Below are 17,361 nucleotides of genomic sequence, written 5' to 3'. Positions count from 1 at the left end.
ATGACCGGATCGTTTCTCACCCGCGCCGTCTCGTCGCTGAACGGACCGCAGACGCTCGGCAATTCGCGCTTGTTCTGGAGCGCCTGGGGGATCGCCGTCGCGCTTCTCGTCGCCCTGCCGTTCTTCGCCTCCCGCTACGAGGTGCTGACCGCGAGCAACTTCCTCATCTCGTCGATCCTCGCGCTCAGCCTCTGCCTGATCTGGGGCTATTGCGGCATCCTGAGCCTCGGCCAGGCGGCGTTCTTCGGCATCGGCGGCTACGCCTACGGCGTCGTCGGCATCAACCTGATCGAGCGCATGGGCGACACCAATCTCGCGCTCGTCGCCGGCGCGCTGGTTCCGGCGGCCTTCGCGGCCGTCGTCGGCGGGCTGATGTTCTACAGCCGGCTGAAGGGCGTCTATGTGGCGATCCTGATGCTGGTGGTCTCGCTGCTGCTCGGTCTGTTCATGCGCCAGACCGCCGATCCGTCTTACACCATCGGCGGGGCCTATCTCGGCGGCATGAATGGGCTCGGGCCCGCCACAGCGAACGATCCGTCGCTGCCGAGCCTCACGCTGGGTGTGCTCGGCCACGCGATCGAGATCGACGGGCGCGGCCGGAACTTCTACTGGCTCGTTCTCGGGATCGGCGTCGCGATCTATCTCGGCCTGCGCGGGCTCGTGAATTCGAGCTTCGGCTACCTTCTGGTCGCAGTGCGCGAGGACGAGCGGCGCGTCGAGACCTTCGGCTACGACGTCCGGCTGGTGCAGCTCGGCGTGTTCTGCCTGTCGGCCGCGCTCGCGGGCTTCGCGGGCGCGCTTTACACGGCCTGGGGCACGTACATCCACCCCGACGGCTTCAGCGTCGCGCCCAACATCCTCGTGGTGATCTGGGTCGCGGTCGGCGGCCGCAGGGACCTCACGTCGACCGTCGTCAGCACGCTGGCGCTGAGCTGGATCTCGATCGAGCTGTCGGCCTGGGGCGAGATTTCGCTGCTTGCGCTCGGGGCCATTCTGGTCGCGGCGATGCTCGCGGCGCCCGAAGGCGTCGCGGCGACGCTCGGCGCGTGGATCGGCAGGATCGCCGGCCGCAAGCGCCCGAAGCGCGACGCCGCGGTCGCGGCCCGGCTGGAGGCGGCCCGATGAGCGGCGCGATCCTCTCGGTCCGGGACGTGCACAAGGTCTATGGCGGCGTGCACGCCCTGAACGGCCTGTCGCTCGAGGTGGAGGCCGGCGAGGTGCACTGCGTCGTCGGGCCAAACGGCGCCGGCAAGAGCACCTTCTTCAAGACCCTGATCGGCGTCGAGCGCCCGACCTCGGGCTCCGTGGTCTACAAGGGACAGGACGTCACGCGGCTGCCGGCGTTCCGGCGCGCGCGGCTCGGCCTGTCGGTCAAGTTCCAGAACATCAGCGCCTTCGGCGAGCTGACCGCGCTCCAGAACCTGTTCGTGCCGCTCCGGCGCAACCATCCGAAGGCGGCCATCCCCGAACGCGCCTCGGCGGTGCTCGCGAAGGTCGGGCTGGCGGGCCTTGAGGACGTGGAGGTGCGGCGGCTTTCGCATGGCCAGCAGCAGTGGCTCTCCATCGGCCTGTCGATCGCGGCCGAGCCGGACGTGCTGCTGCTCGACGAACCGGCCGCCGGCCTGTCGGCGGACGAGACCGTGAAGACCGCCGACCTCATCCGCGAGCTGAACGGGCAGGGCATGACCATCATCGTGATCGAGCACGACATGGCGTTCATCCGCAGCCTCAACGCGCGCACCAGCGTCCTGCATTACGGGCGGCTCTTCGCCCAAGGCGCGTTCGATGAGATCGCCGCCAACGCGGACGTCCGCCGCATCTATCTCGGAACCGCATGATGGCCGGGACCCCGCAGCTGTCGCTCTCCTCGGTGCGCTCGGGCTATGGCCGCGCGCCGGTGGTGAACGACGTGTCTCTCTCCGTCGCGACCGGCGAGATCGTCGCGGTGATCGGACGCAACGGCGTCGGCAAGACCACGCTGATGAAGACCGTCATCGGCGAACTGCCGGCGATGGCGGGCTCGATCGGCTTCCGCGGCGTCGACATCACGCGGCTCGACGGGGTGCGCCGCGCCCGGCTCGGCGTCGGCTACGTGCCGCAGGGCCGCGAGGTGTTCGCCCGCATGTCGGTGGCCGAAAACCTCGCGCTCGGCGTCCGGGTCGGCGGCGCGCCGGCGCCGGATTTCGAGCGCGTGTTCGGGTTCTTTCCCGTGCTGAAGAAGCGTCTGTCGCAGGCCGCCGGCTCCATGAGCGGGGGCGAGCAGCAGCAGCTCGCGATCGGCCGCGTCCTGGCGGGCCGGCCGGACATCATCCTGCTCGACGAGCCCTCCGAAGGCGTTCAGCCGAACATCGTTCAGGAGATCGGGCGGATCATCCGGCGCCTGCGCGAGGAGGAGCGGCTCACGGTCCTGATCGTCGAGCAGAACCTCGCGCTGATCCGGGCCGTCGCCGACCGATGCCTCGTCATGGACAAGGGCGTGGTGGTGGGCGAGATCCGGCCGGACGAGCTCGACGACCCCGAGGCGGCCGCGCGGCATCTTGCGATCTGACCGCTCTCAGAGGCGGTTCGGACATCGTCGCAGCGCGCGATTGAAGCTCTCGTCGCGCCCGAGATACGCCCAGGCATCACGCCACCCACGACGTTCCAGACAGCCTGTCAGATCACGCCCATCTGGATCGCGGCGGCGACCGCCTGCGCGCGGTTGCAGGCGTCGAGCTTCCGGATGGCGTTCTTCATGTGCAGCCGCACGGTCTCCACCGAACGCCCGATGATGATCGCCGTGTCGGCCGAGGTCTTGCCGGCCGACGCCCAGCGCAGGCACTCGATTTCACGGGGCGTCAGCTGGACGGACGCGGCGGTCTCGATCTGGTCCTCGAATCCGCGCTCCAGCACGAACTGGGTGAAGGCGTGGGTCAGCCAGTGCAGCGGGTCGCGCGCGGTCGCCTGAACGTTGGTCCAGTTGGCGCCGCTGCGATCCGTGATCGCGCTCACGACCGCGAACCGTCCGGTCGGCAGATGCACCGGCACCGTGATGCCGCGGGACAATCCCAGATCGTTGAGATAGCCGCATGCGGCTTTCTGCTGCGCGGACAGGTTGGGGCGCTCCTGCACCTCCGACCAGTCAAGCGGCATCGTGCCGTCAAAGCATGCACGATAGTACGGATCGACGCGCATGAACTGGCGCCACTCGTCCTCCCAGTGGTCCGGGAAGTTCCGGACGTTCAGCTTGAGAGGAAGCCAGTCGCCGTTCGGAAGACGCGGCGCCCGCGGCATATAGGCGTAGAGAACCTGCGTGAATCCAAGATCCGACGTGATCTCCATGAGGCAATCGAGCGCGGATGCGAAGTCTTCGGCGCGGCTGATGCGCGATCGGAACGACTGGCTTATCGTCTGTGGCGGGAAGCTCATGGTTCCTCCGTCCCATCAAAGCGATGCTCAAAACCTTAGCGGACGGCGATCCGGCGCGCGGGGTGGGCTCCCAATTCCAATGCAAGCTCCGCGCCAGTAATCGCGCCCGAGTTCGTCCATATTGGGCGGGGCAGCCATGAGCTTTGCTTTCGGCCGCGTGTGGCGAGCCGGTCCGTTGCTGGACGGCGCCGCCGACGCCCCGAACCGATCATTGCCCGCGGCGAGCGCGCCTGTCGGTTTTCAGGCGGGGATGAGGAACGGCGTGGCGAACTCAGGAAGGTTTCATGGGCGGGCGGAGCGCCGGAACTGATCACCGGCCCCGCACGGTGCTCGGAGGCGCAGCCGGTCGCGTCTGAGGATGCGCTTCCAGCGCCCGAGCAGCGGTCCGACCGTCTTCTATTCGCGCCATGACGTGACGTGGGTGAAGCGCATCTTGCCACCCAAAGCAGCGTCGGCGCTTTGCAGCCGACGCAATTTTGGCCGACGCTTCTTCAGCGAGATCGAGCGTTTCCAACGCATGGCGACGCGTTCCGACAAGACTTGCAAGGAACGTTCGTGGCCGTCATCCGGCTCGCCTCAGCCCTCCTCTGGCTCAGAGCTTTCCGGGTCTAAGACATCGCCGCTTGATCAGGGCTCGAAGGATATCGACGGCTAAGAGCAGGGCTCGAGGGCGAGAGCTGCTAAAACGTAATGGATTTGAGTCTTGTCCCACCACGCGAAAATTTCGATCTCAAGGACTGTGATTCAGAGGTTCGTATCTGTTCCGAAAAAAATCGTCCGGTCTCAAGACTCGGGTTCGTGCGCCGGCCCATCTCAATTTTGGGAGCGCGGCGCGAACACGCCGTCGCGGTCAGCCGCGGTCGCTGCTCCAGGCGGTGACGTAGTTGGCGGCGGAGGCGCGTTCCTCGGGGGAGGCCTTGGTCATGGCGTCGTCGTAGAGCTGGACGATCCACGCGTCGGCGTCGCTCGCGGCCTCGCGGGCGAGCGTCAGCCACATCAGGCCGCGGGCCGGCTGGCGGGGCACCTCCGCGCCGTTGAACAGCATGTGGCCGAGCACGGCCTGGGCCTCGCGCTGGCCCTTGTTGGCGGCGAGGCCGAGCCAGCGGGCCGCCTGCCGCACGTCCTTCTTCACGCCCTGGGCGTCGAGATACATGCGGGCCAGATTGTACTGGGCGTCGGGGTCGCCGAAGTAGGACGCGGCGTAGGAGAACATCTCGCGGGCGCGGGTGGCGTTGGGGCCGACCGGGCTGTCGGGGATGCCGTCGAGATAATAGTTGCCGAGCGCCACGAAGGCGTTGGCCACGAAGCGGGCCTGCACCGTGTCCGGCGCGTCGTCGGCGTGGGCGTTGGCGATCTGGCTGAAATAGTCGAAGGCCTTGAGCTGGTCCCGCTCCACGCCGTCGCCTTCGGCGTACATGCGGCCGAGCTTCCACTGGGCCATGGCGTGGCCGCGCTTGGCGGCGTCGATCAGCGAGGTAAGGGCGCTCGCCTTGTCGCCGGCGATGTAGGCGCGGGCGCCAGTCTGGAACTGCTCGAACGGGGAGGGCTCGGACTTGGAGCCGCTCCCGGCGCCCTCAAAGGCGCGGGCCGCGGCGCAGGCGCAGGTCAGCGCGAGCGTGGCGGCGAAAAGCGTGCGGGACAGGCCGATCCCCCGCCGCAGGGCGCGGCGGACCAGGGAGCGGTGCGGGCGCGACGATACGGGCGCCGCGGGCCGGCCCGTCCGTCTCCCAATGTCGAGTGCTCTCGCGTCCATGGTCCCGCTTATGCGCTGGCCTGGCGCCCCCATTGAGGCGCCCTGCCGACGTTCCTGTGGCGGGATCTTTCGCCTGCGTCACGATCGACGCCGACGGTTTGGGACCACTCGCGACCCGCTGACGGAACGCCCCGATCCCCCCGGATCGGCATTAACCAAGATACGCAGTGACTTCAGCAGGTTAGACTTAGGGGTGATGTCGCTTTGTGGCGAGACGGCGGCGAAGCTGCACCCCCCGTATGGCGCGCCATATGGGGGGACGCGTCTGTGTCGTTCATGTCACATTCAGGAACGCGGGCTCAACCGGCCCGGCGCCAAGGGAACAGCCAGGTTTCCGTCAGCGTCTTCGCGCCCGCCTTCAGCACCGCGCGCACCACGGCGTGCTCGCCCGGCTGCTCGATCTCGTGGTCGAGGAACAGGCGGAAACCGCCGATCTCCGGGTTCGGCACCACGAAGGCGGCGTTGATCTTGCCGGTGCTGGCGCTGGTCTCGGTGACCACCTTGCGCGGGTCGTCCAGCCAATAGGCGAGGTCGCCGCCGGCGAAGTCCACGATGAAGCGGCGCACGTTCTCCGGCGCGGCGGAGGGGTCGCCCGAGGCGCGGGGATCGGTGACGAAGGTGTGCAGCGCCCGGCCGCCCGGCGACAGCCGCTCCGCGAGCTTCAGGGAGCGGATGCGGTAGGAGAAGCGCAGCGTCGCGCCCGGCTCCGCGGGAGCGTCCGGCACCCAGTAGGCGACCACGTTGTCGAAGGTCTCGTGGTCGGTCGGGATCTCCACCAGCTCCACCCGGCCCGGCCCCCAGTCGCCCTGGGGCTCGATCCAATAGCTCGGGCGCAGATCGTAGCGCACTTCAAGGTCCTGATAGTGCTCGAACAGCCGGTCGCGCTGCAGCAGGCCGAAGCCGCGCGCGGCCGATTGCGCGAACGGCGTCTTCTCCAGCCGCTCCGGGTTGATCAGCGGCCGCCACAGCCATTCGCCATTGGCGCCGTGCACCAGCAGCCCGTCGGAATCGTGCACCTCAGGCCGAAAGCCGCGATACTGGCGGCGGTCGTTCTCGCCGTACTGGAACATGGAGGTCAGCGCCGCGACGCCAAGCTTCGGAATGGCGGCGCGCGGGAACAGCGTGGAGCCCACGTCCACGGTGGTCTCCAGACCGGGGCTGATCACCATGCGGTAGGCGCCGGTGAGCGAGGGGCCGTCCAGCAGCGCGTGGACGACGATCTCGGTCGCGGTCGCGCCCGGCTCCTCCACCCAGAACTCGCGGAAGAGCGGGAACTCCTCGGGCGCGTCCTCGCCGGTGCCGATGGCGACGCCGCGGGCGGAGATGCCGTAATGCTGGCCGGCGCCGAGGAAGCGGAAATAGCTCGCGCCGAGGAACACCGCGAGCTCGTCCGACACCGACGGCTTGTTCAGCGGGTAGTGCAGCCGGAAGCCGGCGAAGCCGAGATCGATCGGCAGGCGGCCGGGGGCCTTGTTGCCGCCGAAGTCGAACAGGCCTGAATCATACGGGATCGGGGCCGGCACGCCCTCGCGCACCAGGTTCACCACCACCGGCTGCTGGTAGAGGAAGCCGAGGTGGAACAGCTCCATGCTGAAGCCGCTGCCGCCCTTGGCGAAATAGGCCCGGTCGCGCTTGAAGCGCACGTCGCGGTAGCCGTCGAAGCCCATGTCCTTCAGCGACTGGGGCAGCTCCGCCTTCGGCTCGGCGAAGGGCTCGGCCGCAAGCCTTCGGGCGCGCTCGATGACGACGCCGTGGTCGAACACGCGCGGTCCCGGCGCCGGCGCCGGGGGCGGCGTGGGCGGGGTCTGGGCGGAGGCGTTGGCGCTCGTGAGCGCGCCGGCTCCCGCGCCGAGCAGAACGACGGCGTCGCGACGGGTCAGCATGGATGTTCGCCTCACAGGAAGTTCGCCCCGGCGGGACATAGGGCGGAGACGGCGGCGCGACAGACGCCGCCGTCGTCACATGTCAGCCGAGCTGGCGCAGCGCGGCCTCGATCTTGGCGAGACGGGCGGCGTAGTCGGCGCGCTTCTCACGCTCGCCCTCCACCACGTCCTCGGGCGCGCGGGCGACGAAGCTCTCGTTGGCGAGCTTGCCGTCGATGCGCTTGATCTCGCCCTCGGCCTTGGCGCGCTCCTTGGAGAGGCGGTCCTTCTCGGCGGCGATGTCGACCACGCCTTCCAGCGGCACGGCCACGATCTGGCCGCGCACCAGAAGCTGGATCGCCCCCTTGGGCGCCGTGTCGGCGAAGGTGACGCCGGACACGCGGGCGATGCGGGCGAGCGTCGGGGCCGCGCGTTCGGCGCGGGCGCGCAGGTCCGCGTCCGCCTCCACCAGCACAAGCGGCAACGTGGCGGAGGCCGGCACGCCCATTTCGGCGCGCGCCGAGCGCAGCTCGGTGACGAGTTCCACCAGCCAGCCGATCTCGGCCTCCGAGCCGGCGTCGCCGAGCCCCTTCAGCGACGGCCAGCGGGTGAGCGCCAGCACGTTGGCCCGGCCGGCGGGGCCGGCGCGGGACGCCCACAGCTCCTCGGTCACGAAGGGCATGAACGGGTGCAGCAGCGTGACCGACAGGTCGAGCACATAGGCGACCGCGGCGCGGGTCTCGGCGGCGTCCGGCCCCTGGTCCTCGCCCTGCAGCACGGGTTTGGCGAGCTCCAGATACCAGTCACACACCACATTCCAGACGAAGCGGTAGACGGCGGCCGCCGCCGCGTCGAAGCGGTAGGCCTCGAGCGCCGCGGTCACCTCCGCCTGCGCCTTCTCGGCCTCGCCGAGGATCCAGCGGTTCAGCGTGGCCTTCACCGTGGCCGGGTCGAATCCGGCGGCGGGCGCGCAGCCGTTCATCTCCGCGAAGCGCGAGGCGTTCCAGAGCTTGGTCGCGAAGTTGCGGTAGCCTTCGACGCGGGCGCGCGCCAGCTTGATGTCACGCCCCTGCGCCGCCATGGCGGCGAGGGTGAAGCGCAGCGCGTCGGCGCCGTAGGCGTCCACCAGCTCGATCGGGTCGATGACGTTGCCCTTGGACTTGGACATCTTGGCGCCCTTCTCGTCGCGGACGAGGGCGTGGATGTACACGTCGCGGAACGGCACCTCCTTCATCACATAGAGGCCCATCATCATCATGCGGGCGACCCAGAAGAAGATGATGTCGAAGCCCGTCACCAGCGCGGCGTTCGGGTAGTATTTCGCGAGCTCCGGGGTCTCGTCCGGCCAGCCCATGGTGGAGAACGGCCAGAGCGCCGAGGAGAACCAGGTGTCGAGCACGTCCTCGTCGCGGGTCAGCGAGGTCGGGGCGCCGTAGCGCGCCTCGGCGGCGGCGAGCGCCTCCGCCTCGGTCTCCTCCACGAAGATCGCGCCGTCCGGCCCGAACCAGGCCGGAATGCGGTGGCCCCACCAGAGCTGGCGCGAGACGCACCAGGGCTGGATGTTCTCCATCCACTCGAAATAGGTCTTGGACCAGTTCTCCGGGATGAAGCGGGTGCGGCCGTCGCGCACGGCGGCCATGGCGTCCACCGCGAGCTTCGCGGCGTCCACGTACCACTGGTCGGTGAGATAGGGCTCGATCACCACGCCCGAACGGTCGCCGTGCGGCACCTGATGGACGTGCGGCTCGATCTCCACGAGAAGGCCGCGCTCCTCCAGCAGCGCGACGACGCGCTTGCGGGCCTCGGCGCGGTCGAGCCCGTCGAGCGCCAGCGTCTCGGCGTCGGGCGCGGCGCCGTCGAGGAAGTCTTCGTTGCCGGCGAGCGTCACCGCGCCGTCTGGGGTGAGGATGTTGATGAGCTTCAGGCCGTGGCGCTTGCCGACCTCGAAGTCGTTGAAGTCGTGCGCGGGCGTGATCTTCACCGCGCCGGTGCCCTTCTCCGGGTCCGAATAGCTGTCGGCGACGATCGGGATGCGGCGGCCGACCAGCGGCAGCAGCACATGCTTGCCGATCAGATGCGTATAGCGCTCGTCGTCCGGATGCACGGCGACCGCCGCGTCGCCCAGCATGGTCTCGGGCCGCGTGGTGGCGACGACGATGGATTCGTCCGAGCCCTCGACCGGGTAGCGCAGGTGCCAGAGATGGCCCTTCACCTCCACCGACTGCACCTCGATGTCCGAGATGGCGGTCAGCAGCTTCGGGTCCCAGTTCACCAGCCGCTTGTCGCGGTAGATCAGGCCGTCCTTGTGCAGGCGCACGAACAGCTGGACCACGGCGCGGGACAGGCCCTCGTCCATGGTGAAGCGCTCGCGCGACCAGTCGCAGGAGGCGCCGAGGCGCTTCAGCTGCTTGAAGATCATGCCGCCGGATTCGGCCTTCCACTCCCACACGCGCTCGACGAACTTCTCGCGGCCCATGTCGCGCCGGCCGGGCTGCTGGCGCTCGGCGAGCTGGCGCTCCACCACCATCTGGGTGGCGATGCCGGCGTGGTCCATGCCGGGCTGCCACAGCACGTCCTTGCCGCGCATGCGCTCGAAGCGGGCCAGCACGTCCTGCAGCGTGTTGTTCAGCGCGTGGCCGATGTGCAGCGAGCCGGTGACGTTCGGCGGCGGGATGACGATGCAGTAGGGTTCCGCGCCCGGTTCCGCGCCGGCGCCGGCGCGGAAGGCGTCCACCTCCTCCCAGCGCGCGCCGATGCGGGCTTCGATGTCGGCGGGGGCGTAGGTCTTGTCGAGCATGGCGTGCCTTCGGACGTGCGGGTCGCGCCGGCGTTGTGTCCGCCGCGAACGGGATCGTGCGGTCTTGAAGCGCAGCGGCGCGCCGGGTGTCAAATCCGGCGGCGGGGAAAGCGGGGCGAGGCGAGGCGGGGAGGGGCGCTTCTGTCCCGTCAGCGCGCCTCCCGGCGCAGCCGCGACGTCATCTCGAACACGTCCACCGGGCAGGCGTCGATGCAGCTTCCGCAGTTCACGCAGTCGCCGGACAGAATCAGCGTCGTGCCTTTGCCCTTGAGGGCCGGGGTGATGACGTGCGGCTCGGTGCACACGTTGAAGCAGGCGCCGCAATTGGTGCAGTCGCCGCGCCGCTCGGCCGCGACGCGCGTGACGCTCGCCCTGCCGATGAGGCCGTAGAAGGCGCCGACCGGGCAGAGATGGCCGCACCAGCCCCGCCGGGTGATCAGCAGATCGAGCAGGAACACGGCGGCGACGATGGTCCAGCCCGCGCCGAGGCCGAAGATCAGCCCGCGCTGGAGTGTGCTGACCGGGTTCACGAACTCCCAGGCGATGGTGCCGGTGGCGAGCGAGGCGAGCAGCGCGCCGCCGAGCACCCAGTGCCGCGTGCGGCGGTCGAGCTTGCGGTCTCGGGTGATGCCGAGCTTCTCCCGCAGCCAGTGCGCCGTGTCGGTCACGATGTTGACCGGACAGATCCAGCCGCAATAGGCCCGGCCGCCCACCAGCGCGTAGAACAGCGCGATCAGCCCCGCGCCGAGCATGGCCACCCCGATGGGCGCGGTTCCCGCCACCACGGACTGGACGAAGATGAACGGGTCGGCGAGCGGCACGACGCCCAGAAGCTCGCTCGAGGCGAAGTTGCCCCGCACCAGCCACAGGCCGGCGAGGGGCCCCGCCATGAACACGCCGAGCGCGGTGATCTGGGTCGCCCGGCGCAGCAGCCACCACTTGTGGCCCCGGAGCCAGCCCTTGGCCGCCACGCCCTCGGCCCGCGCGGACGCGGTGAAGGAAAAGCCCTTCATGCCGGCCGCCCGGCCGGGTTTCGGCCCCGGCCGCCGAGGCCGAGCTCGCGCGGCAGGACGCGGATCGCGGCCCGGTCCACCACGCAGTGTTTCTCGCAGGTGCCGCAGCCGGTGCAGGTCTTGGAGTGGACCACGGGGATCAGCATCCGCCGGCCGCGGTGCGTCTGCCATTCGAGGGTGATCGCCTCGTCGGAGATGGGGCAGACCCGGTGGCAGATGCTGCAGGTCATGCCCTTGTAATTGAGGCAGGTCTCCTGCCCGACGAGCACCGCGACGCCCATGTCCGCCTTGCGGATGCTCGGCAGGTCGCGGTCGAGCGCGCCGGTGGGGCAGGCTTTGGCGCAGGGCGCGTCCTTGCACATGTAGCAGGGCGTCTCGCGCGCGATGAAGAACGGCGTGCCGAGCGCCGCCGGATCGCCAAGTTCGGCGAGCCGCAGCGTGTCGAACGGGCAGGCCCGCACGCACAGGCCGCAGCGCACGCAGGCCGCGAGGAACTCGTTCTCCGGCCGGGCGCCGGGCGGGCGCAGCGCCTTCGCCTCCGCGTCCCGGGCGGATTCCACGTAGGCCGTCAGCGCGAGGCCGGCGAGGCACGCCACGCCGGCCGCCTTGGCGGCGCCGGTGAGCATGTCGCGCCGCGACGGCGCCTTGCTGTCGGCCATGGCCGTCTCCTTCGCCCTCAGTTCGCCGCCACGTCGAACTCCATGCGGATGATCGGATGGATCCAGCAGCGCACGATCACATGGCCGGCGTGCTTCAGCGTGGTGCGCTTGGTGGTGCGGGGCGGCTGGGTGTCCAGCGTCTCCACCGTGCCGTCCTCGTAGGTGAGGTAGAGATTGTGGGCGATGTCCGCGTGGTTCACGAAGGCCAGCGTGTCGCCGAGCTTCGGCTTCACGCCGGTGTCCAGCACCTCGGTGTGGTGGATCGGAATCTCGTATTCGGCCGCGGCCGCCGGCGCCGCGACGGCGACGAGGCAGGCGGTGAGGACGCGGCGAAGCAGGGGGGAGGCCATGAGGCGGGGTCTCGTCAGGGAAGCGTGGGCAGGGCGACCGGTGCCGCCTCCGCCTTCAGCGTTTCGAGGAAGGCGATGAGCTGGCGGCGTTCGCTGTCGCTGAGATCGAGGGGCTTCATCTCGAAGGACAGGCTCGGCCGCTTCTCTCCGCCCTTGGCGTAGTGCTCGACGACGTCGGCGAGGCTGCCGATCTGGCCGTCATGCATGTAGGGGCCCTGCATACGCAGGTCGCGCAGCGACGGCGTCTTGAACGCGTTCTGCATGGCGACCACGCTTGGCGGCGCGAACTTGCCGCGGCCGCGGTCCTCGCTCGCCCTCAGGCCGATGTCGTGGAAGCTGTCGTCGGTGAAGCGCCAGCCCGCATGGCAGGCGACGCAGCCGGCCTTGCCGTTGAACAGCGCGAAACCGCTCTTGGCGTCGGGCGCGATGGCGGTCTCGTCGCCCGCGATCCAGCGGTCGAACGGCGCCTCGCCCGAGACCAGCGTGCGCTGGTAGGTGGCGAGCGCGGCGGTGACGTTGCGAGCGCTGATCGGGTCGTCGCCGCCGAAGGCGTCCGCGAACAGCGGTCCATAGCCCGCGACCGCCTTCAGGCGCTCGACCACGAGGTCCATGGTCATGTTCATCTCATCGGGCGCGGTGATCGGCATGCGCGCCTGCGCCTCCAGGCTGTCGGCGCGGCCGTCCCACTGGAAGGCTGCGCCCCAGGCGAGGTTGCGCACCGGCGGCGTGCGGCGATGCAGCGTCGCCATGCCGAAGCCCACCGCCTTGGGCAGGCCGTCGGTCCAGCCGAGGCTCGGATTGTGGCAGGTCCCGCAGGAGACGCTGCCCGAGCGCGACAGGCGCGGATCGAAGAACAGCGCCTTGCCGAGCGCCTCCTTCTCCGGGGAATGGGGATTGGCCTTCGGAAACGGCGTCGCGTCCGGGCGCCGGAACTTGGGCTTGAGCGCCGCGAGGTCGGCCGGCGCGGGCTGACCGGCCGGCTCCGGCGCAGCGCCGACGCCCGCCGTCACCGCATAGGCGGCGGCGCAGACGAGGACGCTCCAGACGGCCAGAACGCGGTGTCCCAACATCAGATTCCCAACTCGCTTTCTTTGCGTCTCACGCGCGTGCCGTCAGGACGCGAGCGCCATGGCCTCGCCCTGCCGGCGGGCGATCTCGGCGAGCAGCACCTCGCGCGCGGCCAGATCGGCGAGGCTCGCCATGGGGGCGAGCCGGGCGCGGGCCTCCTCGTCGTCCACGGTGGCGTCCGGCCGATCGAGATCGCTCCTGACACGGTCGCTGAGGGCCTGGGCCCGGTCGGCGAGCTCGGTCAGCGGGCGGTCCCTGAGGTCGGCGAAGGCTGAGACGGCGCCGGAATGCACCAGCATGTCGAAGGTCACCGCGCGGCCGGCCCTCGCGGCGGCGGCGGCGAACGGCGCGCGGCCCTCGCGCCAAGGGCGCAGGATCGCGGTGGCGTTCAGGAGCCGCCAGGCGGAGTCCGAGGCGTTGCGCGCCCGCTGGTACAACCGGATGAAGGGCCTGAGATCGTCCGGCACGTGCTCGACCGCGTCGAGGTCGATGTCGAGCGCGCTCGGGCGGAACGGGGTGCAGCGCCAGCGCGCGCCGTGGCGGGGGTCCGCCACGCGCCAGCCGGCGAGCGCCATGCCCCGGCCGAGTTCGAGCGCCCAGCGGGCGAGCCGCTCGTCCACGTCACGCCGGCAGGCGGCGAGGGCGGCGAACGGATCGCCGCCCTGCACCCGGTAGATGATCTCGTTCAGCTTGCCGGACTCGTCGCCGTAGAAGGCGATCTCGGCCGGCATGCCCTGCACGTCGCGGAAATAGACCCGGTTCACCGCTTCGGCCCGGACGTCGATCTCCCAGGTCTGGGTGACGGGATTGCGCACGAAGAAGCCGATGACGATGTCGCGCGGCGCGCGGTCCGCCTTCGACGCCTCGACGGAGGGCGCCGGCGTCTCGGCCTTGAGCGCCCCCATCAGATCGTAGGGAATCCACATCACTCAGCCCTTTCGCCTGTCAGGCGCGCGTCACTCGACGACGACCTTGCCGGTCATGAACGGGTGCGGGGTGCAGATGTAGTTGTAGGTTCCGGCCGTGTTGAACTTGACCGTGAAGGTCTGGTTCGCGCGCAGCATCGGGCCTTCGACGTCCTTCTCCAGACCGGCGCCCGGCTTGAAATGGACGTTGTGCGGCAGGGCCTCGGTGTTGGTCCAGGTCACGGTCTCGCCGGCCTTCACCTTCACCTCGGGGGTCTGGAACTTCATCTTGGCGATCTTGACCTCGACGCCGCCCGAGGGCGCTTCCGAGACGACTTCGATCGGGTCGGCGGCGAGCGCTGCGCCGAGCGGGGCGACGGCGAGGACGGCCGCGAGGATGAGGGAACGCATGGGGGTCACTCCGGGATGAGAGGGGGGCGTCGCCGGGTGGCCCGCGGCGCGTGAGGCCGCGGGCCGGCCGGCGATCAGCTCGCCTTGCCGACGATCGGGGAGATCGTGCAGTGGTAGGTCATGGCGTCATCTTCGGCGCCGAAGCACCAGATGATGTCGTTGCCGAACTCCGGCCGGTAGACCGGCAGCTCGCCTTCGGTGTTCAGGCACGCGCAACGGCCCGAGACGTTCTGGCCGCAGCAGTCGCGGTACGAGATCAGGTAGGTCTGCTTGTCGGTCGGGTTGTAGCAGCTCGCCACCCAGGAGCTCGACGCGAGCTTGGTGCCGGGGGGGCAGTTGGTGAGCGAACCGCCGGAGCAGTCGCAGATGTTGCCGTCGATCGAGCAGTGGCGCCAGTAGTCGCAGGCCTGGATGTCGTTGTCCTGCGGGGTCCACTTGCCGCGCGGATCGCCGGCGCTTTCGGCGGCGTTGGCGCGGCTGACGCGGCCGCGGCGATCCACCGGCAGCAGCGGCACGAGGGCGGCGCCCGCCACCGCGGTGCCGACGCGGCCGATGAAGCTGCGGCGGCTGGTGCGGCCCGCGACCCTGCGGGTGAGCTTTTCGAACAGGTCGTCGAACTGGGACTTTCCGAGCATCGTTTCCCCCATCTTCCGTTGGGTTTTCTTGAGCGTGTGGACCGTGAAGCCCGCGGGATCAGGCCGCGTGGGCGCCGTGGGCGTGCTTCCGGGCGGTCATGAACTGCTGGATCGAGGCGAAGCCGCTCTTGTCGGCCTCGAGGAGGCTTTCGAGATGCTCGCGGGTGTTGGTGAGGCCCTTGGCGCGGATGACGCCGTCGGCGTCGAGCAGGACGCCGTAGGGGATCTTGCCGACCTGGAAGGCCATGCCGACCTCGGCCGACACCACGTAGCGGATCTCGCCGAGCTCGTGCTTCTCCAGGAAGCGCTGGTGCTCGTCCGGCTGGCCGTCGCTGATCATGATCACCGACACCTTCTCGGCCTTGGCGATCGACTTGATGATCGGGAACAGCTTGTCGCAGACCGGGCAGGTGGGCGCGGTGAACATCAGCAGCGTCGCGCGGCCGGCGGCGCTCGCGCCGCCGATGCGGACGGTCGCGCCCTGATGGTCGGGCAGGTCGAAGGTCGGGGCCGCGTCGCCGATGTCCGGGCCGTGATCGGTGATCATGGCGCCCATGGGCGAGGAGCGTTCGTGCAGCAGTCCGATCTGGCGGAGAAGCCCGAGCATGACGACGGCGACGCCGATGAAAGCCAGCCAGAGCAGGACGTTCGATGCGATAAGAAACTGCGTCGTCATCGCCTTCATCCTTTCGAGGTGAGGGAGGGGGAGCGTCGGGCGCCGGCGGAGAGGCCGCCGAGCATCGACGCGCTGAAGTAGAGGAGCATCGCGAGCGCCGCCGCGACGACGCCGACGGCGATCTCGATGGGCGCGGCCGGCCGCGCCAGCGGCAGCGCGACGGCGAGGCCCGCCGCCGCGAGCGCGAGGCCCGCGTTGCGGCCCACGAGCCACCAGCTCAGGGGCTGCTTCAGGCCGTTGCGGAAGCACCCGCAGTCGATCGCCGTGCGCCCGCGGACCACGTTCGCCCCGATGGCGAGGCCGAACACGATCAGCAGGCCGCTCGCGGTCCCGGCGGCGTAGGGAGCAACCGCCGGAACCGCGAGGCCTGCCGCCGTCGCGAGCTCCACGAAGGGCAGCGCGGCGGCGACGGGACGGGCGAGCCGCTCGGGCATGATCCGGAAATTGCGGACCACCCCGAAGAACTCTTCCGTACGGCGCAGCTTGGAGATCGCCGCGCCGGCGAAGAGCAGGATCAGGAACGACCGAACGAAGGTCGTGACGAGCGGCTCGGCGATCAGGGACATGGCGATCACATGTCCGCGGTGGTGATCACCTGCGGGCCGTGGCCGAGCTGGTTGACCGCGGCGGTCTCCTTGCCGGTCTCCGGATCGTAGATGAACAGCGTCTTCTCGCCGGTCGAGAGCCCGTAGAGCTGGGGCTTGGCGTCCTGGCTCACGCCGACGGAGTCGATGTCGCGGCCGAACTCGATCTTCTTGATCCGCTTGCCGGTCTTGGCGTCGATCACGAACACGAAGCGGCTCGGGGCCTTGTGCTTCCACTGGGCGCGCTGGTCGCCGAGCAGGAAGATGCGCTCGCTCGCGCGGTGATAGGCCACCTGCTGCCAGCCGCCGGGCGCCCAGCCCGCCTTGCGCTCCTCATCCGTGAAGGCCTCGATCGCGGGCAGGAACTTGGCGTCGCCCGACGACAGGTCGGCCTGGAAGATCTTGCCGGTGTAGGTCGGCCACACCAGACGGCCGTTCTTCGGCGAATAGGCCGGATGATTGATCAGATACTCGTTCTCTTTGCGGAAGACTTCGGTCTTGGAGGTCTCGTCCTTGCCGTCCTTGCCCATGGCGACCTTCAGCAGGCTGCCGTCGCGGCAGTGCATGAAGAAGGTCTCATCGGTGACCGGGAACACGTGGTAGCAGTCCGGCACGGAGATCGAGCGGCTGAACTTTTTGCCCGCGAGATCGACCACGCCCACCGCCGGCGACGGCGAGAACTGGTAGAACAGCATCGACTTGTTGTTCGGCGTGAGCGCGGTCATCCACGGATAGGTGCCGACGAGGAAGCGCGGCGCGTTCGGCAGCTCGATGTCGGCGACCGGGTTGTACGTCTTGGGATCGAAGATCTCGACGTAGTCGGTGCGCTTGCCGCGCGAGATGCGGGTGAAGGTGGTGCTGATCTGGCCGAAGAACGAGCCGTCGCTGGCGACCACCGGGTTCGGCAGGAAGCCGCTGTCGGTCATGCCGACGACGCGGGCGGTGTCGCCGTCGATGACGTACTGCTGGGTCAGCGACGCGAAATGCGCGGGGTCGTTCACATAGACGCGGCGGGCGTTGATCGGGGCGGCCTCGAGCACGACCGGATCGTCCTCCTTGCCGGCGGCGAGATGGGCGGCGGCGGCCTTGGCGCCGGCTTCGCCGTGGCTCTCGGCCGCGGCGACGGGGCCTGCGGCCAGCAGGGCGGCGAAGGCCGCGGAGCCGAGCAGGGCGGCGCTCATGCGAAGCACCTGCCGCGCAGGCGTGTAGGCGTGCGTCATCATTTCCTCCTTGAGGCGAC

Annotated in this window: 17 protein-coding genes; 3 read left to right on the top strand and 14 right to left on the bottom strand. The window is 69.7% G+C overall.

Going from position 1 to position 17,361, the window contains the following annotated elements:
- Genes ACFQ4O_RS02905 through ACFQ4O_RS02895 form a run of 3 tightly spaced genes read left to right on the top strand, consistent with a single transcriptional unit; the run spans position 1 to position 2,548 of the window.
- Positions 1-1,125: a branched-chain amino acid ABC transporter permease gene (locus tag ACFQ4O_RS02905; RefSeq protein WP_378774141.1), complete on the top strand. Its 1,125-nt coding sequence runs from the start codon at positions 1-3 to the stop codon at positions 1,123-1,125.
- The gene (locus tag ACFQ4O_RS02900; RefSeq protein ID WP_378774140.1) at positions 1,122-1,838 is read left to right on the top strand and encodes an ABC transporter ATP-binding protein; all 717 of its coding nucleotides are present in this window, start codon (positions 1,122-1,124) and stop codon (positions 1,836-1,838) included. Before ACFQ4O_RS02905 ends, ACFQ4O_RS02900 begins: the two co-directional genes overlap by 4 nt.
- The gene (locus ACFQ4O_RS02895; protein ID WP_378774139.1) at positions 1,838-2,548 is read left to right on the top strand and encodes an ABC transporter ATP-binding protein; all 711 of its coding nucleotides are present in this window, start codon (positions 1,838-1,840) and stop codon (positions 2,546-2,548) included. The genes ACFQ4O_RS02900 and ACFQ4O_RS02895 overlap by 1 nt, the downstream gene beginning before the upstream one ends.
- A 107-nt stretch (positions 2,549-2,655) precedes the next feature.
- On the opposite strand, the gene ACFQ4O_RS02890 is transcribed toward ACFQ4O_RS02895, so the two are convergent.
- The 14 genes from ACFQ4O_RS02890 to mauB form a co-directional block, all read right to left on the bottom strand.
- On the bottom strand, positions 2,656-3,408 hold the full coding sequence (locus ACFQ4O_RS02890) for a helix-turn-helix transcriptional regulator (protein WP_378774138.1): 753 nt from the start codon (positions 3,406-3,408) through the stop codon (positions 2,656-2,658).
- Between the two features lie 850 nt (positions 3,409-4,258).
- Positions 4,259-5,161 carry a tetratricopeptide repeat protein gene (locus ACFQ4O_RS02885; RefSeq protein ID WP_378774137.1) on the bottom strand — a complete coding sequence of 301 codons (903 nt, stop codon included), beginning with the start codon at positions 5,159-5,161 and terminating at the stop codon, positions 4,259-4,261.
- Positions 5,162-5,460: 299 nt separating this feature from the next.
- Entirely contained in the window at positions 5,461-7,044 is a 1,584-nt protein-coding gene (locus tag ACFQ4O_RS02880) for a glucan biosynthesis protein (RefSeq protein WP_378774136.1), read from the bottom strand.
- Positions 7,045-7,126: 82 nt separating this feature from the next.
- Positions 7,127-9,820 carry a valine--tRNA ligase gene (locus tag ACFQ4O_RS02875; RefSeq protein ID WP_378774135.1) on the bottom strand — a complete coding sequence of 898 codons (2,694 nt, stop codon included), beginning with the start codon at positions 9,818-9,820 and terminating at the stop codon, positions 7,127-7,129.
- Between the two features lie 149 nt (positions 9,821-9,969).
- Positions 9,970-10,833, bottom strand: a complete 864-nt coding sequence (gene napH, locus ACFQ4O_RS02870) for a quinol dehydrogenase ferredoxin subunit NapH (RefSeq protein WP_378774134.1) — start codon at positions 10,831-10,833, stop codon at positions 9,970-9,972.
- Positions 10,830-11,492 (bottom strand): ferredoxin-type protein NapG, encoded by a 663-nt coding sequence (napG, locus tag ACFQ4O_RS02865; protein WP_378774133.1) that lies wholly within the window; start codon positions 11,490-11,492, stop codon positions 10,830-10,832. The genes napH and napG overlap by 4 nt, the downstream gene beginning before the upstream one ends.
- 17 nt (positions 11,493-11,509) lie before the next feature.
- Complete coding sequence (locus ACFQ4O_RS02860; protein WP_378774132.1) at positions 11,510-11,842, bottom strand: methylamine utilization protein MauL; 333 nt, start codon at positions 11,840-11,842, stop codon at positions 11,510-11,512.
- A gap of 14 nt (positions 11,843-11,856) precedes the next feature.
- Complete coding sequence (gene mauG, locus ACFQ4O_RS02855) at positions 11,857-12,912, bottom strand: tryptophan tryptophylquinone biosynthesis enzyme MauG (protein ID WP_378774131.1); 1,056 nt, start codon at positions 12,910-12,912, stop codon at positions 11,857-11,859.
- A 42-nt stretch (positions 12,913-12,954) separates the two neighbouring features.
- Positions 12,955-13,836, bottom strand: coding sequence for a methylamine utilization protein MauJ (locus ACFQ4O_RS02850; protein ID WP_378774130.1), 882 nt, complete (start codon positions 13,834-13,836; stop codon positions 12,955-12,957).
- Between the two features lie 30 nt (positions 13,837-13,866).
- The gene (locus tag ACFQ4O_RS02845; RefSeq protein WP_378774129.1) at positions 13,867-14,226 is read right to left on the bottom strand and encodes an amicyanin; all 360 of its coding nucleotides are present in this window, start codon (positions 14,224-14,226) and stop codon (positions 13,867-13,869) included.
- Positions 14,227-14,300: 74 nt separating this feature from the next.
- On the bottom strand, positions 14,301-14,861 hold the full coding sequence (gene mauA, locus ACFQ4O_RS02840) for a methylamine dehydrogenase (amicyanin) small subunit (protein ID WP_378774128.1): 561 nt from the start codon (positions 14,859-14,861) through the stop codon (positions 14,301-14,303).
- Positions 14,862-14,919: 58 nt separating this feature from the next.
- Positions 14,920-15,537, bottom strand: a complete 618-nt coding sequence (mauD, locus tag ACFQ4O_RS02835) for a methylamine dehydrogenase accessory protein MauD (protein WP_378774127.1) — start codon at positions 15,535-15,537, stop codon at positions 14,920-14,922.
- Between the two features lie 5 nt (positions 15,538-15,542).
- A complete protein-coding gene (locus ACFQ4O_RS02830; protein WP_378774152.1) occupies positions 15,543-16,109 on the bottom strand; it encodes a MauE/DoxX family redox-associated membrane protein in 567 nt (188 codons plus the stop codon).
- Positions 16,109-17,341, bottom strand: coding sequence for a methylamine dehydrogenase (amicyanin) large subunit (mauB, locus tag ACFQ4O_RS02825; RefSeq protein WP_378774126.1), 1,233 nt, complete (start codon positions 17,339-17,341; stop codon positions 16,109-16,111). The genes ACFQ4O_RS02830 and mauB overlap by 1 nt, the downstream gene beginning before the upstream one ends.
- Between the last annotated feature and the right edge of the window lie 20 nt (positions 17,342-17,361).

This window comes from Methylopila musalis, from assembly GCF_042679725.1.
GTDB lineage: Bacteria > Pseudomonadota > Alphaproteobacteria > Rhizobiales > Methylopilaceae > Methylopila > Methylopila musalis.
The sequence above is the reverse complement of the archived record's forward strand: the minus strand, read 5'-3'. Positions and strand labels throughout refer to the sequence as shown.

What these genes read in the sequence shown, in the direction of transcription:
- ACFQ4O_RS02895 (WP_378774139.1), top strand. Translation starts at nt 1,838, where the DNA reads ATGGCCGGGACCCCGCAGCTGTCGCTCTCCTCGGTGCGCTCGGGCTAT.
- mauA (WP_378774128.1), bottom strand. Translation starts at nt 14,861, where the DNA reads ATGCTCGGAAAGTCCCAGTTCGACGACCTGTTCGAAAAGCTCACCCGC.
- mauB (WP_378774126.1), bottom strand. Translation starts at nt 17,341, where the DNA reads ATGACGCACGCCTACACGCCTGCGCGGCAGGTGCTTCGCATGAGCGCC.
- mauG (WP_378774131.1), bottom strand. Translation starts at nt 12,912, where the DNA reads ATGTTGGGACACCGCGTTCTGGCCGTCTGGAGCGTCCTCGTCTGCGCC.
- napG (WP_378774133.1), bottom strand. Translation starts at nt 11,492, where the DNA reads ATGGCCGACAGCAAGGCGCCGTCGCGGCGCGACATGCTCACCGGCGCC.
- napH (WP_378774134.1), bottom strand. Translation starts at nt 10,833, where the DNA reads ATGAAGGGCTTTTCCTTCACCGCGTCCGCGCGGGCCGAGGGCGTGGCG.
- ACFQ4O_RS02860 (WP_378774132.1), bottom strand. Translation starts at nt 11,842, where the DNA reads ATGGCCTCCCCCCTGCTTCGCCGCGTCCTCACCGCCTGCCTCGTCGCC.
- ACFQ4O_RS02850 (WP_378774130.1), bottom strand. Translation starts at nt 13,836, where the DNA reads ATGTGGATTCCCTACGATCTGATGGGGGCGCTCAAGGCCGAGACGCCG.
- ACFQ4O_RS02900 (WP_378774140.1), top strand. Translation starts at nt 1,122, where the DNA reads ATGAGCGGCGCGATCCTCTCGGTCCGGGACGTGCACAAGGTCTATGGC.
- ACFQ4O_RS02880 (WP_378774136.1), bottom strand. Translation starts at nt 7,044, where the DNA reads ATGCTGACCCGTCGCGACGCCGTCGTTCTGCTCGGCGCGGGAGCCGGC.
- ACFQ4O_RS02875 (WP_378774135.1), bottom strand. Translation starts at nt 9,820, where the DNA reads ATGCTCGACAAGACCTACGCCCCCGCCGACATCGAAGCCCGCATCGGC.
- ACFQ4O_RS02845 (WP_378774129.1), bottom strand. Translation starts at nt 14,226, where the DNA reads ATGCGTTCCCTCATCCTCGCGGCCGTCCTCGCCGTCGCCCCGCTCGGC.
- ACFQ4O_RS02885 (WP_378774137.1), bottom strand. Translation starts at nt 5,161, where the DNA reads ATGGACGCGAGAGCACTCGACATTGGGAGACGGACGGGCCGGCCCGCG.
- ACFQ4O_RS02905 (WP_378774141.1), top strand. Translation starts at nt 1, where the DNA reads ATGACCGGATCGTTTCTCACCCGCGCCGTCTCGTCGCTGAACGGACCG.
- ACFQ4O_RS02890 (WP_378774138.1), bottom strand. Translation starts at nt 3,408, where the DNA reads ATGAGCTTCCCGCCACAGACGATAAGCCAGTCGTTCCGATCGCGCATC.
- mauD (WP_378774127.1), bottom strand. Translation starts at nt 15,537, where the DNA reads ATGACGACGCAGTTTCTTATCGCATCGAACGTCCTGCTCTGGCTGGCT.